The 22422-nt window shown below is 43.6% G+C and carries 22 protein-coding genes and 1 pseudogene; 5 read left to right on the top strand and 18 right to left on the bottom strand.

Features of this window, described 5'->3' with window-relative positions; translation table 11 throughout:
- Positions 1-150: 150 nt before the first annotated feature.
- A complete protein-coding gene (locus ELZ11_RS08680; RefSeq protein ID WP_137356976.1) occupies positions 151-789 on the bottom strand; it encodes a hypothetical protein in 639 nt (212 codons plus the stop codon).
- Positions 790-994: 205 nt separating this feature from the next.
- On the opposite strand from ELZ11_RS08680, the gene ELZ11_RS08675 reads away from it, so the two are divergent.
- The gene (locus tag ELZ11_RS08675) at positions 995-2410 is read left to right on the top strand and encodes a DUF3131 domain-containing protein (RefSeq protein ID WP_244291626.1); all 1416 of its coding nucleotides are present in this window, start codon (positions 995-997) and stop codon (positions 2408-2410) included.
- Between the two features lie 149 nt (positions 2411-2559).
- Here the strand turns inward: ELZ11_RS08675 and ELZ11_RS08670 are convergent, their stop codons facing one another.
- From ELZ11_RS08670 to ELZ11_RS08660, 3 genes are all read right to left on the bottom strand, one after another.
- On the bottom strand, positions 2560-2859 hold the full coding sequence (locus ELZ11_RS08670) for a hypothetical protein (RefSeq protein WP_137356975.1): 300 nt from the start codon (positions 2857-2859) through the stop codon (positions 2560-2562).
- A 602-nt stretch (positions 2860-3461) separates the two neighbouring features.
- The gene (locus tag ELZ11_RS08665; protein WP_137356974.1) at positions 3462-3713 is read right to left on the bottom strand and encodes a DUF2999 family protein; all 252 of its coding nucleotides are present in this window, start codon (positions 3711-3713) and stop codon (positions 3462-3464) included.
- Positions 3714-4260: 547 nt separating this feature from the next.
- Positions 4261-5796, bottom strand: a complete 1536-nt coding sequence (locus tag ELZ11_RS08660) for a phospholipase D family protein (protein WP_137356973.1) — start codon at positions 5794-5796, stop codon at positions 4261-4263.
- 623 nt (positions 5797-6419) lie between these two features.
- Between ELZ11_RS08660 and ELZ11_RS08655 the strand changes: the two genes are divergently transcribed.
- Complete coding sequence (locus tag ELZ11_RS08655) at positions 6420-8594, top strand: CHASE3 domain-containing protein (RefSeq protein WP_137356972.1); 2175 nt, start codon at positions 6420-6422, stop codon at positions 8592-8594.
- A gap of 449 nt (positions 8595-9043) precedes the next feature.
- Here ELZ11_RS08655 and dsdC read toward each other — a convergent pair whose 3' ends face one another.
- A complete protein-coding gene (dsdC, locus tag ELZ11_RS08650; RefSeq protein ID WP_137356971.1) occupies positions 9044-9985 on the bottom strand; it encodes a DNA-binding transcriptional regulator DsdC in 942 nt (313 codons plus the stop codon).
- Positions 9986-10354: 369 nt separating this feature from the next.
- Here dsdC and ELZ11_RS08645 point away from each other — a divergent pair, with 369 nt between their 5' ends.
- Positions 10355-11698 (top strand): D-serine ammonia-lyase, encoded by a 1344-nt coding sequence (locus tag ELZ11_RS08645; RefSeq protein ID WP_137356970.1) that lies wholly within the window; start codon positions 10355-10357, stop codon positions 11696-11698.
- Between the two features lie 129 nt (positions 11699-11827).
- On the opposite strand, the pseudogene ELZ11_RS08640 reads toward ELZ11_RS08645, so the two are convergent.
- A pseudogene (locus tag ELZ11_RS08640) lies at positions 11828-12085 on the bottom strand (IMP dehydrogenase); the annotation flags it as partial.
- A 309-nt stretch (positions 12086-12394) separates the two neighbouring features.
- Between ELZ11_RS08640 and ELZ11_RS08635 the strand changes: the two are divergent.
- The gene (locus ELZ11_RS08635) at positions 12395-13087 is read left to right on the top strand and encodes a hypothetical protein (RefSeq protein WP_137356969.1); all 693 of its coding nucleotides are present in this window, start codon (positions 12395-12397) and stop codon (positions 13085-13087) included.
- Between the two features lie 9 nt (positions 13088-13096).
- A complete protein-coding gene (locus tag ELZ11_RS08630) occupies positions 13097-13774 on the top strand; it encodes a DUF429 domain-containing protein (protein ID WP_137356968.1) in 678 nt (225 codons plus the stop codon).
- Positions 13775-13854: 80 nt separating this feature from the next.
- Here ELZ11_RS08630 and ELZ11_RS08625 read toward each other — a convergent pair whose 3' ends face one another.
- From ELZ11_RS08625 to ELZ11_RS08570, 12 genes are all read right to left on the bottom strand, one after another.
- On the bottom strand, positions 13855-14529 hold the full coding sequence (locus tag ELZ11_RS08625) for a Rha family transcriptional regulator (RefSeq protein WP_137356967.1): 675 nt from the start codon (positions 14527-14529) through the stop codon (positions 13855-13857).
- A 389-nt stretch (positions 14530-14918) separates the two neighbouring features.
- The gene (locus tag ELZ11_RS08620) at positions 14919-16067 is read right to left on the bottom strand and encodes a hypothetical protein (protein WP_137356966.1); all 1149 of its coding nucleotides are present in this window, start codon (positions 16065-16067) and stop codon (positions 14919-14921) included.
- Positions 16068-16277: 210 nt separating this feature from the next.
- Complete coding sequence (locus tag ELZ11_RS08615) at positions 16278-18167, bottom strand: hypothetical protein (RefSeq protein WP_137356965.1); 1890 nt, start codon at positions 18165-18167, stop codon at positions 16278-16280.
- Between the two features lie 36 nt (positions 18168-18203).
- Positions 18204-18317, bottom strand: coding sequence for a GpE family phage tail protein (locus ELZ11_RS08610; protein ID WP_272252657.1), 114 nt, complete (start codon positions 18315-18317; stop codon positions 18204-18206).
- 29 nt (positions 18318-18346) lie between these two features.
- On the bottom strand, positions 18347-18634 hold the full coding sequence (locus tag ELZ11_RS08605; protein ID WP_137356963.1) for a phage tail assembly protein: 288 nt from the start codon (positions 18632-18634) through the stop codon (positions 18347-18349).
- Positions 18618-19298, bottom strand: a complete 681-nt coding sequence (gene gpM, locus ELZ11_RS08600) for a phage terminase small subunit (protein WP_137356962.1) — start codon at positions 19296-19298, stop codon at positions 18618-18620. The genes ELZ11_RS08605 and gpM overlap by 17 nt, the downstream gene beginning before the upstream one ends.
- Before the next feature lie 10 nt (positions 19299-19308).
- A complete protein-coding gene (locus ELZ11_RS08595; protein ID WP_019274354.1) occupies positions 19309-19674 on the bottom strand; it encodes a phage tail tube protein in 366 nt (121 codons plus the stop codon).
- 3 nt (positions 19675-19677) lie between these two features.
- A complete protein-coding gene (locus ELZ11_RS08590) occupies positions 19678-20811 on the bottom strand; it encodes a phage tail sheath subtilisin-like domain-containing protein (RefSeq protein ID WP_137356961.1) in 1134 nt (377 codons plus the stop codon).
- Positions 20808-20990, bottom strand: a complete 183-nt coding sequence (locus ELZ11_RS08585; RefSeq protein WP_021455672.1) for a DUF2635 domain-containing protein — start codon at positions 20988-20990, stop codon at positions 20808-20810. The genes ELZ11_RS08590 and ELZ11_RS08585 overlap by 4 nt, the downstream gene beginning before the upstream one ends.
- Positions 20977-21498, bottom strand: a complete 522-nt coding sequence (locus ELZ11_RS08580; RefSeq protein WP_137356960.1) for a phage virion morphogenesis protein — start codon at positions 21496-21498, stop codon at positions 20977-20979. Before ELZ11_RS08580 ends, ELZ11_RS08585 begins: the two co-directional genes overlap by 14 nt.
- Positions 21495-21959, bottom strand: coding sequence for a phage tail protein (locus ELZ11_RS08575; RefSeq protein ID WP_137356959.1), 465 nt, complete (start codon positions 21957-21959; stop codon positions 21495-21497). Before ELZ11_RS08575 ends, ELZ11_RS08580 begins: the two co-directional genes overlap by 4 nt.
- Positions 21959-22408, bottom strand: coding sequence for a head completion/stabilization protein (locus tag ELZ11_RS08570; RefSeq protein ID WP_137356958.1), 450 nt, complete (start codon positions 22406-22408; stop codon positions 21959-21961). Before ELZ11_RS08570 ends, ELZ11_RS08575 begins: the two co-directional genes overlap by 1 nt.
- Between the last annotated feature and the right edge of the window lie 14 nt (positions 22409-22422).

Below are 22422 nucleotides of genomic sequence, written 5' to 3'. Positions count from 1 at the left end.
TGCATATAAATATACAACTAATTGTAGCTGAGTAGTAAGCAATATGTTGCTTAATGATTTATATGTAAATGAGCAAGAGTTTTTCTGTGATACTAGACGTCATTCAGTCCGAAAAAATACCGAAAGTGTTCAGCACGTAATACGAAAAAATTAGCACAAGTCATACATGCGGCTAATTTTTTGTCCTGTAGCAATTTTGCGGTGGCTTTCTTTAATTACCCAGTTGATTGGGTTTCGGACCCAAGGTTGAGGGTCATCAATAGGAAATTCGTTGATCGACCGCAACGCTCTAACGTTGAGACCCAACTCTTCACAAGTTTGAATGCAGCGAGCAGCATGCCAAGACTGCGCTACCACCAGCACCTTATTGCCGCTGATGATGTCCACCACCGTCTCTGCCACATCTGCAGTGGTTTGATATTGCTGACTATCAATACTTATATGGTCAATATCAGCGATATGCTGAGCAATTTCCTGCTGAGCAAATAGACTTAAATCGGGGGCAAGATGGTGAATATTTCTTAGCGTATCGGCCAAACGAATGTTCACTAGCGAGCTATCTCCAAAAGAGAAAGCGATCACCGCATCGAGATCATCAAGTTTGCCAAAATCTTCGATACATAAAGGTTCAGTCGCTAGATACTGTTTCACTAAAGTTTTTGATTGCTCAGTCAAAGAGTAAGACGCACAAGCATAGTTGAACTGAGTGTCTGAAAAGGAAGGTGCCTCTTCTAAAGGAAGGCTATGAGAGAACCCATAAGAATCAAGAAAATCTAAAAAGTTGCGCATAACAAAAAATCTCAGCAAAAAACCGTAAAAAATTAAGCCAAAACTTTCGTTGTTATACGTTCATTTAATATCGAATCGACAGTAAGTTCAAGATTATTGTGTTAATTATCAGCAGATAATTATTGCGGAATGCTTATCAAGTAATTCACATCGTTAGACTCGCTTTTGATAATTCATGTATTATCATTAACTTAGTCAAAACAATATGAGTACAGTTGCTTTAATGGCATTCCCCTCTAATACCTTTCGTTCATTGCTTAACTTGGCGCTAAGCTCAACCTTTTTAGTTGGGACTTATTCTCATGCCGAAGAAGTAAGCTTTTATGGTCAACGAGGCGTTGTACTCAAGAGTGAAACTACAGAACCTAAAATCGAGTTTCATAGACGCGCCATCGCCCCACCGATAACCCCTACCGAGACCATTGAGCTCGACGCCATAGAACACAAAGTCGCTTCAGAGTCACTCCTTCAAGTGAGTAGCGACGCTCAAAAAGATAAGCAAGAAGCCCGAGATCTTACAAGAAACGAACTTTTGCTCGCGAAGAAGGCACAATTTTATATTGAGCAGAGCCGACAAGCGAACACCGGATTATGGGACTCGGTAAGAGGCTACCCGCACACCACAATGTGGGATGTCGCAAGTGGTATAGGAGCAACGTTAGCGCTTGAAGGCATAGGATTAAGAAGTTCTGAAGTCACACTTCATGAGCTAACTCAAACTCTAGAATCTCTAAAGAAGTTACCTCTGTATCAGAACCAGCTTCCTAATCGGGAATACAGCACCAAAACCGGCTTACCTTCAGGCAGGCTTAGCCAAACCCCTAGTAATGGGAATGGATGGTCAGCACTTGATATTGGCCGCTTGCTCATTTGGCTAGATATTCTGAAAGTAAAACACCCTACACTCGAAGAAGATGTCGACGCAATCATAAACAGCTGGGCACTTGAGCGTGCAGTGAAAGACAACACTTTATATGGTACTAAGCTTTATAAAGGACGCGAATACTATCGCCAAGAAGGTAGGCATGGATACTTGCAATACGCAATCAAAGGCTACCAGCTGTTCGGGTATAACATTGATAATTCAGCAGCCGAGCCGTTCTTAGATCCTGTCTTAATTAACAACATCGAAGTCATAAAGGACAATAGGAATGTCCCTTTCTTTACCAGCGATCCATATGTATTAGGAGCGATAGAGTTCGGCATCGATCCAGAATGGAATCAGTTACAAGACATCTACGATTTACACAAGAATTTCTGGCTAGAAAACAAGGTATTGGTTAGCTACGGTGAAGATGCGATGAATAAAAATCCGTGGTTCGCTTACAACAATATTTACTATTACAAGAAGCCGTGGACAAGTGTTAGCCCTAGTGGCAAAACGATTGAAAACCCTCAACAACTCAGCCACAAAGTTGCCTACGGTTTTAGTGTTTTATTTGATGATGAATTTAGCCACGCCCTAGCGGAAGAAGTCACAACGAACAGCTTGCAGTTTCGTAGCATTTCCACCGGCGTTTATGAAGATGGTGGGAACAACACCGCCTTCAATATCAATACAAATTCTTTAATATTAGTTGCGCTTTGGTATCGGAGTTTAGGTGACCGGCCGATTCTCTAAGACTCCAAATATTCCCTCAATTTTAGATGCACCCAACGATTCTTAAGTCGCCAATTGAAGCTTTTTACCGATTGAAACTTGGAACCAGAGTAAGGCCTCAGTCCAGATTCTCTCTGTACACAAATTTAATTCTCATTTGATCTTTGCCACTAATTACTCATTCGGCTCAATGCGCCAATAACTAGAGCTCTAAAGTTAGGGAGGCTTGGGTAGATATCCAACCGCTGTCCGTTTGGTACGGAGTAACTAAAAGAAACAGAATCAACCAACTGTTTAAACTCAATCCCTTTCTTAGATACAAAACAGGCTTTATCTTTTAAGTCCAAGTTCTCTAAGCTTTGTAGGTCATCTCGACTCAAAACAAGGTCGTAATTTTTATAATCAAAGTCTAGGTGAAACAGCACATTTTGATTGTCTATCAATTCATACTTCGAGCAATCTCGATACATAGTAACCTCTCCTACCTTCTGCTATATAAAGTCGCGCCTTTTCATCGTTGATCAAAGCGCTTGATATTTTTATTTTATTAATCAGTAAGTAACAAACCTACTCCATTTTGGGCACACATAACTTCTCTACTCCAGATTGGTGAAATAGGTCGTAATCAAGCCTACGTCGTCCACTGGAACGGCTCTAGATACATCTAAGAAATTTCATTCGAGTATTAAGAATAGTCACCAATTTCAAATAGTCATTCCTACTAACGATGTAATTTCATTTACATACCAACGTACTGAGACACTTACAGCAACCTAACTCCTCGTACCAAAAAAATCACGCGGCTAACTCTCCAATTTTGCTACAAATCTGCCAACTCGATTAGTAAGTATCCACTATCAAAATTCCGAAAAAATATTTTCAGATAATCGGTAAATAATTTTGATCTCACACTTCTCGAAAGTCAGCTAAACAAAATCGGTGAAAAGGTTATTGAATTGAAAAACCTGGTAGAACCCGTCGTAAATAATCCCCAAACGACAAAACGAAAAAAGCCGCTTAACGTATGACTATCAATACGTTAAGCGGCTTTCTATGTTATTAAAGCATGAAATTACTTCTTCAGTTGCTCTTTAGCAGCTTCAACTTTTGAAAAGTCCAAACCAAGTTCTTCTACTGCTTCTTTAATAAGTGCTGGGTTCTGCATTACCTGAGCCATTAACGCCTGAAGCTTCTCTTGAGGTAAGCCTAGTTGGCTAATTGTCGCCATTGCAGCCAACGGGTTTTCCGTTAACGTTTTGAAGATCTCGTTGATCTGAGCATCGCTGATATTGTTCTCTTTCAAGATCGCTAGAATTGGATTCATCACACTACCTTTTTACTACAAACTTAAATTAGTACTGAAGTCTAACATTTGGCAAAGCGTGATTATACCCGCAAGGTAAAAGGGCTTTGCCGAGCGTATAAAACGCGAGCAAACTTGTTTCCAATAGTCAGCGCAAGCATAGGTAAGGTGTTCGACCAAATAGCGTTTCGGTCATGGCTTCAAACATTATTTAAAGCAAAGCACTTTACTTATATTCAAGTAAAACACAAAATGATAGTGATTTTCATTATCAACCATAAGATGTAATGTGGCATAAACTAAGTCAATTTCTCCTATTGTGCTTCCTAATGTTTGCCTTGAGCTACTGGGGAACCACCTTAATAAAGAATCACGAGTATTGGGGATACCAACAACATAAGGCTCTCATCCACGGAGTATGTGGCGCAATATATGCCACCATCGCAAATGGAACCGTTCATTTAATTGCGAAGATAAACGGATGGAGCTCTATCATTACGAATAAAGCATAAGTACTTAAATCATGGTAAACGGCTCCCCCTAAGCCGTTTACTCGCGTAGCTAATCACTACAAATATTTTTCAATCGGCAACAGCTGTAAGAAACCAGATTGGACTCGTTCCCACTTGCCCGTTTCCGGTTCACTGTCCCAAGTGTTAGGGCCTGAATGCCAATGAACATCCCCGCCTTCTAAATCCAAACGCCAACTATTTTCTTCACTCATCGCCTGACTCATGTCTTTGGCAAGGTTTTCTGCTAGAGCATCACTTTCGATCACTAATATCGACTCGGTGTTCAAATAGGTTGATCGCAAATTGAAATTAAACGAACCAATGACTGATATTTCACTGTCAAAAACGATAGATTTCGTGTGTAAGCCATACGCAGCAACAGGCGCACACTTCGATTTGTCCTTAGTCGATATCTCACACAACTTTGAGTCCGGCTTCAACTCAAACAACTGCACGCCATTTTCCAATATATCTTGGCGTCTTCCCGCATAAGCCGAATGATTCGTTACTAGATCATTTGAGGCCATCGAGTTTGTTAGTGCCTTAACCTCTACCCCGTTTGTCGTTAAGTTATTCCACTCTTGTAATTGCCCATCATCGAAAACTAGATAAGCAGATTCCAACAATATTTCTTGTTTAGCGTGACTCGCGATTTCCGATAACTTAAGTGCTGTTGCTTTAGGGACATCCGAGTTTTTTTCGTCAACAGGCACTGGTTGATCAGAATAATATTCAGCCTTCACCCAAGTCATTTTTCCCATCACTGTTTCTAAATAGTGTTTAGCAGCTTGGTGACCTTGAGGGAGCTCTGGATAGTTCTTGTAGATAGGTGCTGAAATTTCGTCAAGAGCAGGCTCGGCTTCATTACTTTCTCCAAGTAGCTCTACCGGATATGACCAACGGCTATCCCAATATTCTCTATAGCTAGCTTGGATTTCGCTAACCACTGCCCCCATGACCATCACATCACGATCTCGAAAGTTTATGTCACTAGAAAGATCAAAGTATTCATCGCCAATGTTTCGCCCACCGACAATCGAAAGAGTGCCGTCCACTGTAAATGATTTGTTGTGCATGCGACGATTTAAGCGAGAAAAGTCCCCTAGAACATTTAACCACTTCATCGCTCCTCGCCTACTAGGAATAGGGTTAAATATACGAATCTGTACATTAGGATGGGAGTCTAACGCAATTAGCAGCGCTTCACGTTCGTTGAGGTTTATGTCATCGAGCATGACGCGAATCTGAACCCCACGATTCGCCGCTTCAAGCAGCCGACTCGCCAGATAATGCCCAGAAACATCTGAATTCCAAATGTAATATTGAATGTCGATACTGTGTTCTGCGCTCTCAATCAATGCCAGCCTTTGAGCCAATGCATCCCACCCCGTATCTTGAACAAAAACAGCACTCGTACCCGAAGATTGCCATTGTTCATTCTGTGCAGCCGAATCTCTCATTTCAGATAAAGTACTTCTCGATTGAGCAGTTTGCGGGGCAGGCGAATGTTGAATTTCTTCTGGTAATGAAGCGCACCCACCCAGTACAGCCAGTAGAAATACGGTGGTGCAGATGCGTTGAAACATAGACATGAAATATAAACCCTTTGCGTTACTATCCATTAACTCTCACTTTATCGCTAGTTATAGTATACAGAGAAAAAACTAACTACCCATAAGCAAGTCTTTGATCGTTATGATTATGTCTTGGGAACTAAAAGCTGGTGGTATTAAACAGAAAAAATACGTGTACGTGTCGGCACTAGATCGGAGGAGTCACACTAAAAAGACGTCACTCATTGAATCAACATAAATGTCACGAAACACTTTTAGCTGATGGCTAATTAAGAACGAACCCGAAACAATTAAATCGTCACTGTTTCACTAAGTTCTTTTAAATCCAACTAACATGACTCTGTTTCTGATTTTGAGCCGATTACTTACTCTTCAGGCCTAAATATCATATGTGTCCCTAAGTTGTTTATCTGCAATCATGGCCATTAGTCATACTTCTTTAGTGGTTATTTATTGATACACTTGAAAGTTAGTCGATTTCTCTCCAATTGCTGCCTATAACTATAAAAGTGATGGCTAATACAACATCAATACTTATAAATCCGCTCTATTAGCGATAACAGCCAACGCAACTAACGGCAAGTACAATGGCTTATTTAGCCTTACCTCTTTCAATAAACGTTCAGTTTAAAGGTAAGCTTATGTTTATAAATAATTTATCTATACGATATAAAATTGCCCTAGGCACCGGGATCCCTCTGGTCCTTTTAGTCTTCCTTTCCTTCATCGCTATCACCAGCTCAAACTCCCAATCGAGTTCGAATGCCATGGTAGACCATACTCATAAAGTGATTCAGCAAGCGATGAAAATAGAAGCTGCTGCTGTCGACATGGAGACCGGAATGCGTGGGTACTTGTTAGCTGGGAAAGAAGAGTTTTTGGCCCCTTACACTAATGGGCAAGAGTCTTTTTCCTCACATATTAATAAGCTTAAACAGACAGTAAGCGATAACCCGCCACAAGTTCAGCGACTAAACGAGATAGAAGCCAATATCAATGAATGGTTGTCCAACGTTACCGAACCAGCAATACAACTTCGCCGAGAGATTGGTAACGCCAAAACCATGGACGATATCGCAGACCTTATTGCAGAGGCGAGAGGCAAAGTCTATTTCGACAAATTTCGTGACCAAATATCTCTCTTTATCGAGCGTGAACAGTTACTGCTCAATCAAAGGCAAACAGAAAATGGCGTCAACTTTTCCAATAGCGTTATATTGCTAGAAAAGATTCGCGCGAAAGGCAACATAAACCAACGCGAACTGATTCGTATGTCTGGCTTTATGGACGAATTAGAAACCGCCAGCGACTGGGTGAACCACACTTATCAAGTCATCGGAACCGCTCAGAACATATTAGCTTCTGCTGTTGATATGGAAACCGGGATGCGTGGCTACTTACTAGCAGGAAGAAGTGAGTTTTTGGAACCCTACGAGCAAGGTAAACAGCGTTTTAATGACCTCATTGCAGACCAAACACGAACCGTTTCCGATAACCCAGCTCAAGTCGATTTATTAGGAGAAATGCAGGCCACGATCGATGAATGGCAAACCAATGTGGTTCAACCAAATATCGCTCTGCGAACCGATATTGGTGACGCAAAAACAATGAACGATATGGCCGCATTAATTGGAGAAGCAAAAGGAAAAGTATACTTCGATAAGTTCCGCGGCCAGATCAAAACCTTTATCGATATTGAAAGCGATCTCATGGAGGATCGCCAAGCGGCAGCTAAAAACGCAGCCCGTAACACCAATACCACCATTATGGTTGGGTTGGCGATAGCGATTCTGCTTGGCGTAGCAGTGTCTTGGGTCGTTCTCAATTCCATCGTTAAACCCGTAAGCCAAGTCGCCCAAGGTTTATCGACGTTAGCAGACGGAAATCTCACTCATACCATTGAGGTGGAAACCAGCGACGAGCTAGGAAAAATGGCAAGCAGTTACAACCGAGCGGTGCTCAAAACCCAAACCGCACTTAAAGAAGTACTAAACACCACGGACGAAGTTGCTAGCGGCGCGAAGTCCATTACCCAAGCCAACGAACTCATGGCACAAGATTTATCGCAACAAGCGGCACAAGTAGCTCAAATTTCAGAGTCCATTGAGCAAATTGCAGTCAGTATCCAAGAAGTGGCTCAAAAGTCTTCTGACGCAACGTCTAGCGCTCAAAGTGCAGGTGAGAGCGCGAATGCAGGAGGGAGCGTGGTCAAAAATACTATTGAAGGGATGACCTCCATAAACGAAGCGGTATCCGCATCATCAACCAGTGTTGCTGAACTTGGAAAACGTGGCGCAAAAATTGGAGAAATCATCGGTGTAATCAACGACATTGCCGAGCAAACTAACTTGCTAGCACTCAATGCCGCAATTGAAGCAGCACGTGCGGGTGAAGCGGGTCGTGGGTTTGCCGTGGTTGCCGATGAGGTACGAGCGCTTGCAGATAGAACCACTTCCGCGACCCAAGAGATCACCGTCTCCATTGAAGCAATCCAACACGATACAAAAACGGCGGTTGATAAGATGGATGCTGGCATGACCCATGTTCAAGAAGGGCTAGGGTTAGCTCAACAAGCAGGGACCAGTCTAGACGATATCGTGCAGAGCGCACACGATGTGGCGGTAATGATCGACAGTATCGCTGCCGCTTCTGAAGAACAATCGCTCGCCAGTTCAGAAGTGAGCCAGCATGTCGAATCAGTCTCTAGCGTGTCTAGAAAAGCAAACGAGCAAGCGAGCCTTGCTGCTGCGTCGGCAAAAGAGCTTGACGAAAAAGCGGCAGGGCTAAAAGTACTCGTCGACCAATTTACCGTGTAATCACTATACGAGCTGCAAACATAGCTAGCAGCTCGTCAACTAGCATAATCTTATCGTTTATAGTGGGTAATGTACCGGATACTGGGCATTGGATACTTAATAGAGAAAGTTCGCTCCTCGTGAAAGAAATGCTTGTGAGCAACTTGATAAAACGATGGACAAAATGTCTTTTGCGTACTCTAGTGACTCTATGCATCCAGCTTCGATTACTCGATCCAGTTGAGAACATTTTCCACTTTTAAACATAAACTTAGCTCTAAATAAAGTAGCTGTTTTGCAATTACCACACGCTGACATCCTAATACTGACTCACCTTCATAACTTTCGTCCTCAATATTAAAAAACTAAAACAAACACACCTATTAATAATTTAGTTTTTATATCTCCTTGTAGCTTAATTCGTATAGAAAATTTCTCTATTACCTAACCTCAGAATAGCTAGGCCACTTTCACCTATCAGAACTCAGTTCCCTTAACCAATCGATAAAAAACTTCACTTTCTGAGAGCGCTTATTAGGTAAAGTAGCGACGTAATACTTTTGCTTACAGGTCATTTGAGTGTCGGGATATGGTGTCACCAACTCTCCCGATAACAACTGTTCTTTTACCAAGCTAAACCGCCCCATCGCGACGCCAGCATTATGACTAGCGGCCACAACAGCCAAGTCTGAACGGTCGAAACCAATGCTCGATATCTCCTCTATTCCTTCAAATTGGTTAGCATCGGCCCAAGCTTTCCATTCATCTGCGTTAGAGTCGTAATCCCATGCCTGATTATCATGAAGTAATGTCGCTTTATGTAAATTTTGAATCGAACGTGAAAGGTCAAACTTTTGGGCGTATTCGGCGGTACAGACAGGAATGATAGCTTCAGAAAATATCTCTTCGCAGCTCAACTTATCAGGCATTTTTTCGTCGAAATATATCGCGACGTCAATACCATACCCTTGAAAGTTAATGTTTTCGTTACCCGTTAGTAGCTTTAGCTCAATTAAAGGGTAACGTTCTTTAAAAGAGTGGATACGCGGAACCAGCCAACATTGAGCGAATGATGGGCGAGAATATACCGTCAGAACTCCTGATACCTCCCCGCTTTTCACATCAAGAATTTCCTGATTAAGGTCATTCAGCGTTCTATTCAAAGACTGATAAATTCGTTCCCCTTCATCTGTAAGGCTGATTTTTCTATGAGTTCGAAAAAAAAGCTGAATACCAAGTTCTTCTTCAAGCTTATTAATTCGATGAGATATCGCACTTGGGGTAAGAGATAGTTCCTCAGCAGCCAGTGAAAACGATCCATGCCGAGCTGCGACTTCAAAGGTATGAAGCTTAGAAAGCTGAAAGCTATTTATACGATTCTGTTTCGTGAAAATGTTCTCGTTCGTATACATAATTGCCTTTCCAATTGAGTGTAAGTGCGACTAGCGATTCTAGACCAGATACATGAATAAACTGCCTTCAAAATACGATAAACAGTCTAATTCAAATCAATATCACACCTTTGTTTGAATTTAGCTCATGTGAAAGTGATGAATCATCATTTGTCAGCAACAGAAAGCTATTGTGTAATGACTTGAATAACTAAGTGCGCAAGAACGCACGCTCTGGGTGCTTCATTTCTAAAAAGCGTTCCCTATTGGCACTTAGCAAGATTTTTACCCGGCTTTGTATGAACTAACGTACGACATAGCGAAACGTCATCACGGTTGTAGCCAACCAGCGAGCCTCATGAAATTACTTGGAAGAACAAGGTTTTATTTATGACTATTAATATCGATTCGCTCACTAAACAATACCCTCTGGTTGAAGATTTAATCGCCCTTAAAGAAACCTCTTGGTTTAACCCTTTTGCCACGAGCCTTGAAGAGGGGCTACCGCACGTCGGTTTAGACGCTAAGGACATTCAAGACGCGAGTGATAGGCTAAAAAGATTCGCGCCCTATCTCGCAAAAGTATTTCCAGAGACGGCGAAAACAAACGGTATTATTGAGTCGGAAGTCGTCGAGATTTCAAGCATGAAGAAACTGCTGGAAGACGAATACAACACCCAGATATCTGGTCAGCTGCTTCTAAAAAAAGACAGTCACTTGCCAATCTCAGGATCGATAAAAGCCCGAGGTGGGATCTATGAAGTTCTGACACTAGCGGAGAAGCTTGCCATTGAAGCCGGGCTGCTCACCGAACAAGACGATTACAGTAAACTCTCACAAGAAGAGTTTCAGACATTCTTTCAGCAATACAGTATCGCTGTTGGTTCAACCGGAAACCTTGGCTTATCCATTGGCATCATGAGCGCCAAACTGGGGTTCTCCGTTTCAGTCCACATGTCTGCTGACGCCAAAGAGTGGAAAAAAGAGAAGCTGCGTGCTCACGGGGTAAACGTTGTCGAATACGAACAAGATTACGGAGTGGCAGTCGCTCAAGGGCGACAAGAAGCCGAAAAGGATCCTACTTGCTTTTTTATCGATGACGAAAATTCACAGTCGCTTTTTTTAGGTTACTCAGTAGCGGGTGAACGTCTAAAGGAGCAATTTGAAGAGCAAGGGCGAGTGGTAGGCGCCGACCATCCACTTTTTGTTTATTTGCCGTGTGGTGTTGGTGGTGGTCCGGGAGGTGTAGCATTCGGTCTAAAAATGGCATTTGGAGATAACGTTCATTGCATATTCGCAGAACCAACACATTCTCCATGCATGTTACTCGGCGTCCATACAGGGCTACATGATGCGATCTGTGTTCAAGACATTGGTATTGACAATATTACCGCAGCCGATGGTTTAGCCGTTGGCCGAGCTTCAGGCTTTGTCGGGCGCGCGATGGAAAGGCTGCTAGCAGGCTACCTAACCATTACTGATGAACGTATGTATCGTTTGCTAGGGCAATTAAACGAGTCAGAAGATATCCGACTAGAACCATCAGCCTTAGCAGGAATGATAGGGCCTATCGTGCTGACTAATGACCGTTGCTATAGAGATCGAATGCACTTTAATGATGCGGTGATGAGTAACGCAACACACCTAGTCTGGGCGACGGGCGGTGGCATGGTTCCGGAATTAGAGATGGAAACCTACCTCAAACGATCACACAGCCCTGTCAGCAAACTATGATATTAAGGCGTTCTTTGGGCACTCAAAAGCTGGTTACCTGCTGCCACTTAGCAATTTTTTAGCAAAAAAAGAGCCACTAAACAGTGGCTCTTTTCTCTCGAATAAAAACAATCGTTTAAAATAGTAAGATTACTTCTCTTTACCGAAAACGTTGTTCTCTTGCTCTTGTACGCGGATGAAAGTAGTACGCTTAGTTAGCTCTTTAAGCTTTGCTGCGCCTACGTATGTACAAGTTGAACGCACACCACCAAGGATGTCTGAGATAGTGTCATTTACGTCGCCACGGAATGGAAGTAAAACAGTCTTACCTTCAGCAGCGCGGTACTTAGCAACACCACCAGAGTGCTTAGCCATTGCCGACTCTGAAGACATGCCGTAGAACCTCACACAAAAGCCACATAGTCATTATATTTCAATATCTTAAAGAATTTTATATGTATATAAAAACAGTTAAAAATGGCGATTTAGACCCTTATTTAACGTAGTTTCTCAATGAGTGTCGCCATTTTTGTCGCCACTAATTCAGTATTTATTTCAATATATTTAGCTTGGAAGGAAGTAAGTAAGAGATCATCCATACTAGTGATTTTTTATCACTTAAGCATTCGGTTATTATGCTCTCTTTCACACCACAGCACGAGCTGAGTACAATTCTTGTGTTGAATTCAACTGCTATCTAGAAAGGTAAAGGTGGGTATGCTTACAGCAAAAGTTACTAGAGGAAAATATAAAGGAAAACTACTTTACCCTCATAAGGGCAAAAAGGATTCTAAGTACGTTGCTAGCTTAACTAGATTTGAAGAGGATTACGTTCGAACTGACTCATTAGACGAGCTTGCTGCGCTCGTGAAAGCTGGTTATGGTGCCAGAATGTCCAATGATGAAATTCCAAATGCTCCTTCTTTCATTACGCATTCCAAGATTTTGGTGTCAGAAGACTTATCATTAGAGCCCGCAGAATTTTTGTCTGACAGTGTAGAAGAAAGAGATCTTGATGGTGACTCAGTAGCCAAAGTTCGAAAGGAGCAAAGTTTCTTGAGAGCTCATTTGCTACGTGGACGTCAAACTGCTGAATGCACCTTATGTGGTGAAACTTTTCCTTTTGATTTTTTGGTAGCTGCACACATTAAAAAAAGGTCAGCTTGTACCACTGATGAAAAGCTCGATTTTGACAACGTAGCAGCGTTAATGTGCAAAGCTGGATGTGACGATCTTTTCGAGAAAGGCTATGTAACTGTTGTTGATGGGATCATTGTTCAAGCAAGATCGAAACAAATTACAAATAAGCTAAATGAACTGATAAACCAACTAACAGGTAAGGCTGTCCAAAATTGGGCTGGCAGCGAACTTTACTATCGCTGGCACCAGAAAGCTCATGTAAAGTCGTAAGGGAATCTTATGAAATATATTGGGATAGATCCGGCTTCAGGCAAAGAGACCTGTGTTTGGACTGGTAAGGACTATGAGTTTATTAAACCGCAAAATGTTAGGCATTACATAAACTTAATCCTTGAAAAAGAACCAAATTGCTTGATCGCTTGGGACGCCCCCTTATCCTTTTGTAACTCTTCATATTCTGACCGGGTTGTAGACAAAATAACGAGAAAATGGGTTAAGCAAAAAGTTCATGACGGTTGCTTTGAAAAGAAGTCTGTAAATGCTCTACCCTTTTCCGGCTTGTCTCACTGGGTGATATCTTGTGAAGCATTAGGTTTTCCATTCGGCGAACGATTAAACTCCCTTCGCCTGTATGAGCATCAAACGTTTCAAAATCATAAAGGTCAATACTTACTAGAAGTACACCCAGCAGTATCGATGGCGTGTATGTGGTACGAGAAAGATGTGAAAGAACCATTTCCTGTGTACAAGAAAACAAAAGATTCTAGAAAATTGATTGTAGACACACTCGGATTCCCAGAAATATGTACCGAAAATGATGACATTCTAGATGCATACGTTGCCTATGACATGGCAAAGAAGTTTGCAGAGAAAACAGCTATTTCAATATACCCTCCTTCTAAAGGGAGTTATGTGCTTCCTTTGGGCAAAGCGTTAGACGAACTGTTAACAATTTAGAAAAAACAAAAAATCGTAGAAATCACTTTTTACTCAGCCAACGTTAGTCAACACGCCGAGCCTAAGCTCGGCGTATTTCTTTAGAACGGGCTAGATGCCTGATACTTTGATAGCACCGTTCTTATGTTCTCCCACAGCTCATTTAAGTCTCGATACTCTAGGTAGAAACCATTGTCAATGAACTCGGAGCCGCTGGATTCAAACCACGGCTTATCTTCACCTTTGCCCCCTATTCCTAATTCAAACTTCGCGCAGAACTTCCCGCCTTTTGGTCTTATCTGAAACTTGATGTGATATGTCCAATGGCTTTCTGCTGGGCAACGTTTGTAGAGTGCGGGTAACCAACCGGAGTCGTAGAAGTTAGGTAAACAGGTTTCGGGGAGTTGGTATTGAGCGGGAGGAAGTGTCGGCATAGCGCAGCGGAGTTGATTGGCCATCTGGTTGAATGCGTTGATATAAGCTTCTTTTATCTGCGCTGCTTTCCTACCTGTAAAGCCCATGACCAAGAACATAAAGCCATCTTTAGTCATTTCATAGAGAGGCAAAGAGCGTCCTCTTCTGTCTTGATATTCATTGCCCGTAAAATTGCGGTCAATGAATTCTTGTGAACACTCAAGGCTTCTTAGCTTACGCAAAACATCGTCGTGCCGCTTATTAAACGCTTCTGCCACTTTAAGAGAAGTAGTACGGACTTTCTCGCCTTGATTAAAGACAAGATCAGATACAGTCAGGGTAAGGGAAGTTGTATTAGGCATGATGGCCTCCTGTGGATTCAATTTGAATCACCACACAAAGGTACCAATCTTCGGGTGGTGAACTGAACAAGGTTGGTACTACCGCTCCACAGGTCGCGGCCAGCCGAAGCTGCCCTGCCCAGCCCACCATAATTCAGTTGCATTTTGCCTAATAGATAAGCAAAGCCACCATGTTTAGGTGTGCCGAGGCCGCACATAAAAAAACCAGCAAAAAGCTGGCGTCTATGCGCCTGTGGAAAGAGAAACGGGGTACCAATCCCGGCACTGGATTTTGCCAGTGCCGTTACAGGTTAACGATGTGGAAGATCGGTGTCAAACGTTTAATATCGATAAAAAAAGAACCGCTAAAAAGCGGCTCTTAAACTGAAACTATATTTCAAATTTAATGTTTACTTGCTCAGCTCTAAGATGTCTTGAACAAAATTCTTAGACAGGCTTACTTTATAATCTGTAACCATTTTTTTCTTCTTAGCTTCTTTAAGGGCGGAGTTCGTGGCATCTAGTGAAATTTGCTCATATTTATCTGCACCTTGCACCAATCCATGATTGTTTGGTCGTTTAAACTCTGCTTCAATCTTACCATCTTCTTTAACTTTAATTGTCTCTAGCTCAACTCCAGTAGGACGTAAAAAGTTAACTATGTGGATCCTCATCATTTGTTGAAGTGTTTCAGCTGAGGTCTGTGCAGTGCGATTAGCAAATCCTTTTACAAACCATTTTAACCAAGGCGGAGCCATTAGTTGATTTCCAGTAGAATCTTTTGCTGATTTTCTGGTCATCAAATCAACAAGTGTTGCATGAGAGGATGTTAAGTTTAAGTGTGATTCAACTAAATTGTTTAGGACATTTGAGCTTAGCATTAAGCTCGGTGCTCCTGGCTCTATATCCCATGTTCCATCAACACGCAGTGTTACGGTGCACTCATTGCGAATATCGAAATCCTTTTCAGTTACATTCGCTGCATCTTTAGAAATTTGGTTCATGTCTGCGAGCACGTTACTTTCAAACGAACCAGTACTAACGTAAAAACTTACTTTAGGAACAATATCGTACTCGTCACTTGGATCTGGCACCCATGAGTAACCGATAAACCCACTCTCGCTTTCAACACCAAAAGTCATGCAGTTGTACCAACTAAATCTCTCTTGATCATTTGGGTCGAATGCATTTGTCTTAACCATGACTTCCTTCACATCGGCTTCATCACCAGCTTCAATGAGATGAGGGTTACGATGCTCTTCTCCAGGGAAAAACTCTGCATCCCAACTCATCCCCAAATCTGTATCTGTCATAGCTCGAGTCATTATTTTCGTGTGCAGTCCTACGGCGTGGTTTGATGCACTGGCTTTCAACTTGTACTGTAAAGGAATGGTAAAGTTACTTAGGTCTCCAGGGCCTGTCTTGTCTAATGTCATATATGCAGAGGAATTCGCGAAAACCTCCTTTCCGGCCGCTTTTTCTGGTTCACTTAGGAACAACCAAAATTTACGAGATTTAGACTGTTCATTTACGATATTGATCTTGTATTCTGTAGTCATGCTTTAAGCCTTATATTTAACTAATAATATTCGATTTATCAGTACAACTATCTAACTGACCGAATCAGTGTAGAAGCAATCACTACATATACAACATGAATCATATTGCATAACTTCATATATTAAGCATGACTCACACAAGGCATGAATCCAAAAAGAATTATCAAATTTTATTTGTGATAACAAATGCACATTTGGAACTTTCCAACGCTAAAAATTCAATCCTATGCTACCCACATCCAAATTCAGCTCTGTCCCCTTTTCACTCTTGGCCTTGTCGACCGAGACAGGCTTATCTGACTTAATCCGGAGTTCGACTTCGGATTTACTTTTCAATGTCTGGCTTGTTAACGGTTGGTAGGCTTGATATGGCTTTGACGTAGTCAGATTTCCTGACTGATACGCATGGTATTGTGGGCTGGTTGTTTCACGGCGGTTTGTTGTTTCTTCAGTGGTAATGCCGAGTTTGGCGTTTTGGTCTTTAATGCCATCGAGCTTGCTGGCGAGGCTATCGACTTGTTTACCTGCCTGTTCAGTTTCTATCTTCCAACCGTCAGGAATCAATGAATCTGGCAGTTTGTTGATCAGGGCTTTAAACTTATCCCATAACCAACCTATTTTCTCTCCTACCCACTTGATAACCTTATCTAAGCCAACAAACTTATCGACTAAGTAAGTTATGGCGATAATCGCTGCGCCTACCGCTGCCACTATCATCCCAATCGGGTTAGCCATGATGACGGCGTTAAGGCCAATCATCGCAACTTTAAAGATAGCGAGTACCGCCACAATGCCTTTGAAGTTTTGCGTTACCCAGATAAGCCCTTTACCCAGGAACGTAATACCTCGATACAGGCCGTCGACGGTTTGGATGAGCTTTTCAATAAACTCGGTGCGCCACTGCGCGTTCTTAAACTTGTCCGAGAATCGAGTAAAGACTTTAGTGACTTTCTCCATCACTGGTGCAAGTGCGGCAAACTTCATTGAACGAACACTTTCCTGAATTTTCTGCAGAGCGTCGTTGTATGCTTCTGCCTTTGCAGCGTCTTCAGCGGTTGCACCTCCGCCAAGAGCGTTAAGCTCTTTACGTGCAGCAGTTAGCCCCTGCGTACCTTCGCGAAGCATGATTAACATTTTGCGTCCATCCTGCCCGAAAGCAGCATCGGCAAATGCCATCTGCTCTTGAGGTGACTCTAGCTTTGAGAACGCATCAAGCAGCATTTCGTAGGCTTGCTGGGTATCTTCTGCTCCCTGTAAGTCTTTATGAAGTGAGTTACCGCTTTTCTTAAGGAATGAACCCAGAGCTCCCGTTCCTGTCTTCTGCAATACGCCTAAACGTTTCGTAAACCTGAGCATAGAACCAGACAACGCATCGCTTTCAACGCCTGCATGATTGGCTTGGGATTGCATAGCTTGCAGCTCTTCAATCGGCAGGTTCAGGTTACCGGCGACTTTCGCCAGCTTGTCCATCTCTTCTGCAGTGCTGTTTACCTCTGAGACCAATCCAGCCAAGCTGACGCCACCCAATAAAGCGGCACCCTTGCCTACCGTAGCGGAGGCAACATTTGGTAAACGTATTGCACCATTGAGCTTTTGAATGGGCTTCATTGCACCCTGTAAGATCGAGTACTTCTTGCTAAGACGCGCAATCTCTTTGCCGTGTTTCTTGTAGCTTCGGTTTAATCGATCGCTTTCGCCTTCTAGGTCATACATTTTCACGCCTGTCTGACTAAGCTGTTTACCTAGCCGAACTAGGTTGTTCTTGTAGCTCGTTTGTTCTGAGTTGAGTTTGTCTAGCTTCTCCTGCTGTTTGCTGATCTTCTCTGTCAGCGCTGCACTTGGGCGCTTCGCCGATGCGGCTTTGGCTTTGAGTTCGGTGAGCTTTTCGTTACTGGCTGCAATCGCGAGGGCGTTCTTACTTATCGCTTTCTGCGAGCTTTTGAATGAAGCAATCATACCTAGTGCAGCGGTGTCATCTGCCTGCGCCTTTTGCACCTTTTTGATGACCTTTGCATAGTGATCTGATTCGCCGGAAATGCCCTTAAGCGGTGCGGATATCTTGTCTTTCATCCCCATCACAACTGACAGATTCATTTTCATGGTGATATCCCTTATTGGTGATACAAAAAAGAGAACTTATTCGCTCTCTTTCCGTTCGTGTCTTACTCTGGCTTTTTCCCGAAACAGCAATAAGTCTTCGTAGCTAAGCTTATCCAATTCGCTTGGCTGCCAGCCCAGCACTACTGCTATATCTGCGTAGTAGTCTTCAACGTATTCGATTACTGTTTCGTGTTGACGAAAAAAGAGGCGATTTCAGTCAGTACTGGCGCCCAGTTCTCTGGCGCTAAGTTGAGCATATCTCGCTCACTCAAGCAGGTGATTCTTGGCACCAGAATCTGCCCTGTTTCGAAATCCATTTCACACACTTTGATGAGGTTTAAACCACGCAGGTTGCCCGAGTGCGGTTTGGTGATTTCAAGTTCTTCAATCATCTCGCCGTCTTTCTCATGCGGTACTGCCAACTTGACCTTTTTCACTTCACTGCTGTGTTTAATCGGTGTCGCCATATCCCAGTTCTTCCTTCAGTTCTTTGAGTTTGGTTTTACAACCGCCTTTGTCCGGGTCAAGCTTCATTACCTGTTCATAGAGTTGGCACGCCAGTTCGCGTTCGCCTTCTTCGTAATGCCAGTCACCGACCAAGCGATACATTTTCACTTTCAGTGGTGCATTGGTTGCCAGCTCACCAGATTGCAAATCCTGTACAGCATTGAGCAAGTAACTACGTTCATACTCTTTGTTGGCTTTGTGGGCTTCCAGCGAGTAATTGAATACATAGCCGCAATAGGCAGTCTGGCCATTCATTTTCCAGTTGTGTGGTGCTTCCAGCCCAGCACCAATGGCATTGCGAAAATCATCGTGGATGGTTTCCAGCAGTCCCAAATCGACATGCCATATGAAGAACCACCACAGCACATCAAGATTGGCGTAATTGCCTTGATGCGTTTCAAGCAGGGTTTCGACGGTTGAGCGGTACTTCTCGATCAAAGACTCTTTGAATGGGTCTTTCTCCTTTGAGCCCGCTAAGGTTCGAACGTAAGACAAATCTTGTTTGAGCATCAGTTGGATTTCTTCCCAGGGCTTACTCAACGCCAATGGTCGATTCGATTGTTCTACCTGCACGACTTTAGGCTTGTTGGTGAGCGCCTGACGCTTCATTAGTATTGAATACATGGCTCGCTCCTTATTGTGGGATCAGCTCGTAACCATAGAACATGACTTCCAGCTGCCCTTCTTTCACGGCCAACGTGAGCGGGTCACCCACCCACGCATCGGTTAAGGTGTAGGTTTTGCCACTGTTCGTCTCGAGCGTGATGTTTTCATCGACGAACTTTTTAATGGCATCTTCATCTGTATTGCTGGCGTGGGCGATGACGCACTTAATGGATGGCGCCTCTTCATAAGACTCGCTGTGGCCAAGCACACCATCGTCACCCATAACTGGTTCACGCTTGAGGTTGCCAAAGTTGATTTCCGCGCCTTCTTTGATTGGCAAGCGCCCCAATGAACCGGCGTTAAGTACCGCACGGCTGGTAATTGTTGTTCCCATGGCTTACTTCCTGAATTGAATCTTACCTGCAACGATGATCAGTCCATTCACGAACTGTGGTGAATCCTGATAGTTGATGCGTTGCTTGTTGGTTTGGTCGAGCTCGACAATCAAAGACTTTTTGTAGCCATCAAAATCTTGCACGATGCCCTGATATTCCAGCTCCCGATACAATGCGAGCAATTCACTTTTGAACATGCTTGGCGTAACAATGACCTGACCGGGCGCAAACTTGGTACCGTCCTTTGCGACTTTGTGGCGCGCGTATTTGCTCAGGATGCGTGAACGCTGCTTCTGGCGGAAATACATTGCGGTTGCCGGTGTCATGATGTCGAGGTAACTGTTGTCGGCGATACCTGACGCATTCTCGGTATACGCAGTTACTGGGCGCTCAATCTGCACTTCTTTGCTTGGCGTGACCGTGTAAGTCCCCATTCCTTCATGAAGCAGTAAGTTACGCTCTGCCCAGTCAAATTCCGTTTCCGCTGTTGAGTACACACCACTCAGTTTGAGGGTTTGTAGGGGTCGGCATGGGTCGTTGGCCAATGAAGGGGCAATTTGCCCTGCCCAAGCAGCAACAGCTTCTGCATCCGACAACACCTGATTCGATGAATCCCCCAAGCTATCAATCGACATAAAGCTGATCAGCGGGCAATTGCTTTTCGAACCAAATGTCACCAGCTCAGAGTGTGTGCCTTTCTTTGGTAAATACGCCAGACCAGGGATTTGATTGAGCGCGTCGTAGCGCTTTTCCAAGAACTCGCCCAAGTCACGGATAGTGGTCTCGTCATTCAATGAACAAATGATGTGGTGATACTGCTTATCGCCCAATGCAGCAAGCGCAGACATAGTGTCATTTCTGGCCACACTCACCGCATACACGGGCATAGTTTCATCCTGCTTGCGGAAGAACTTTACCATCTTAACGATATCTGAGTTGCCAAAGTGCTCGGCGGCTTTTGCATCATCCATGCAAAGCTTTACTGTGTTTGCCCCTACCGCGGCACCATCGGCGGCATTGCCGATCACAAGGCAAAGTTGCTGATCTTCAGCACTGTTAGCCAGGCTGTTATCAATCTCGACATACATGCCCGGAACACGAGCATTGCTCGGCACTTCTGAGAAGCTGATACTCATTCTTCAGTCTCCTGTTTTAGTTGTTTCGCCTTAACCTCAACAACGGATTTATCCTTGATTCGGCGTAGCCAGTAGGTATTGCGCGGTTTCACTTCTCCCGCAGCTTTCAGCGGTTGTCTGGTTTCAGGGTCTCGAACCAGTAAGCCTTTGCTGCTCGGCTTAACCTTAAATGTTCGCATTAGGTGCATCCTCTAGTGCAAAGTGTTCTGCAGCCATCGACAACAACTCTTTTTCGAGCTGTGGCGTCCAGCCGATAAACGTACGTTTGGGCATGTGATAACTTCGTTTAGTGAGTATTCCACCCTGCCACTGTCCCACCTTCGAATCGAAGAAGCCGTTTACCCTTGTGGTGAAAGAGAGCTGAGCACCTTCATTGTGCTCACGGCCAATGACACCCGCAGAGCCCTTTAGTCCAACCTCAAACCCTTTGTCACTGGTTCGTGTTCGTAGTGCCTGAGCAAAACCCAGCAGCATATCTTTGTTGTTTGCTCCATCATCAAACTGAGTCTTTGGCCTTCGGCTTTGATATGGGTTGTTGTTAATGTCTCGCTGCGCTCTGATTTTCTGCCTAAAAAACTGCCGGGCTCGGTTTGCCATTCGGCGGTTTAAGTCATGCTTTTCAGACGCTTTCATAACTAAAACATCTACCAACTGGGTCAGCTGTTCTGGGCTTTCTAAGGTCTTCATGGCAAGTCCTTGGTATGGCCAACGAAGTAAACCAGCTCATTCAGTTCATCCGCCTGCACAGCCGCCTCAAACTCGCTGATACACTCATATAGGGTCCCTTGCTGCTTCCAGTTTCCTTGCTCACTCTCTGCCAGTGAATAACTTTCTCTCAGGTCGATTTTTATCTTGATGTCACATTTGCCACCATCGAGCACCTGAGTCGCAAACGTCGGTGCTGGTAAGCCTTTCTCTGTTCGTTCCGGATCATGATTGTTGAGCCAGTTCACCAAATGCATAAACAGAATGTGCGGTTTTACTCTCGCGTTCTGAACAAAAACAATGGCGGTGTATTCCAGCTCATAGCCGTCGACCAATGGTCCTTGACCACAAAACAGAGCACCATCTTCCACCCATATATCTAAGCTCTTCGAATCAGTAATGTGGCTTTTAAACAGCTCAGTCAGGCTTTGTAGCGCTTGCATCACACCACCTCAAAGCAGTAGGTTTCGTGACCATGAACAAGCAAATCGATAGCCTGACGATACTGGACTTCGCAATGCTGCTTTTTGTCTGTTAACGCTTCTTGTCGCTGCGCTGCTTCCGCTGTTGCATCCCCACTTAACTGAATACCGATCAACTCACTGGCTGTTAAAGCAAATACCGCCTGCTTGTAGAGCGTTGCACCTGCTTCTTCATCTTCAAACTTATCCTTTGAAAGTGCGTTTAGGTCATCGTAAAGTGCCATGGCGCACTCCAACTCTTTGTGTACTTTGATACGCGACACGCTCGCTTGATGCAGAATGCCCGCCTCTGTTTCATTGCTCATGAAATGAAACAGAGCCTGAAACTCTGCTAGCTTCATCGCTGGATACTTTGCCGTGGCTGGTAACTCTGAGTCGTAGGTTTCGCTTTTATCGCCGATAAATTCCATCTTGGTTCCTCGAG

Origin of the sequence: Vibrio profundi (assembly GCF_005281835.1) — a bacterium.
In the GTDB taxonomy this organism is placed as follows: domain Bacteria; phylum Pseudomonadota; class Gammaproteobacteria; order Enterobacterales; family Vibrionaceae; genus Vibrio; species Vibrio profundi.
This window is presented reverse-complemented; position numbering and strand designations above follow the sequence as displayed.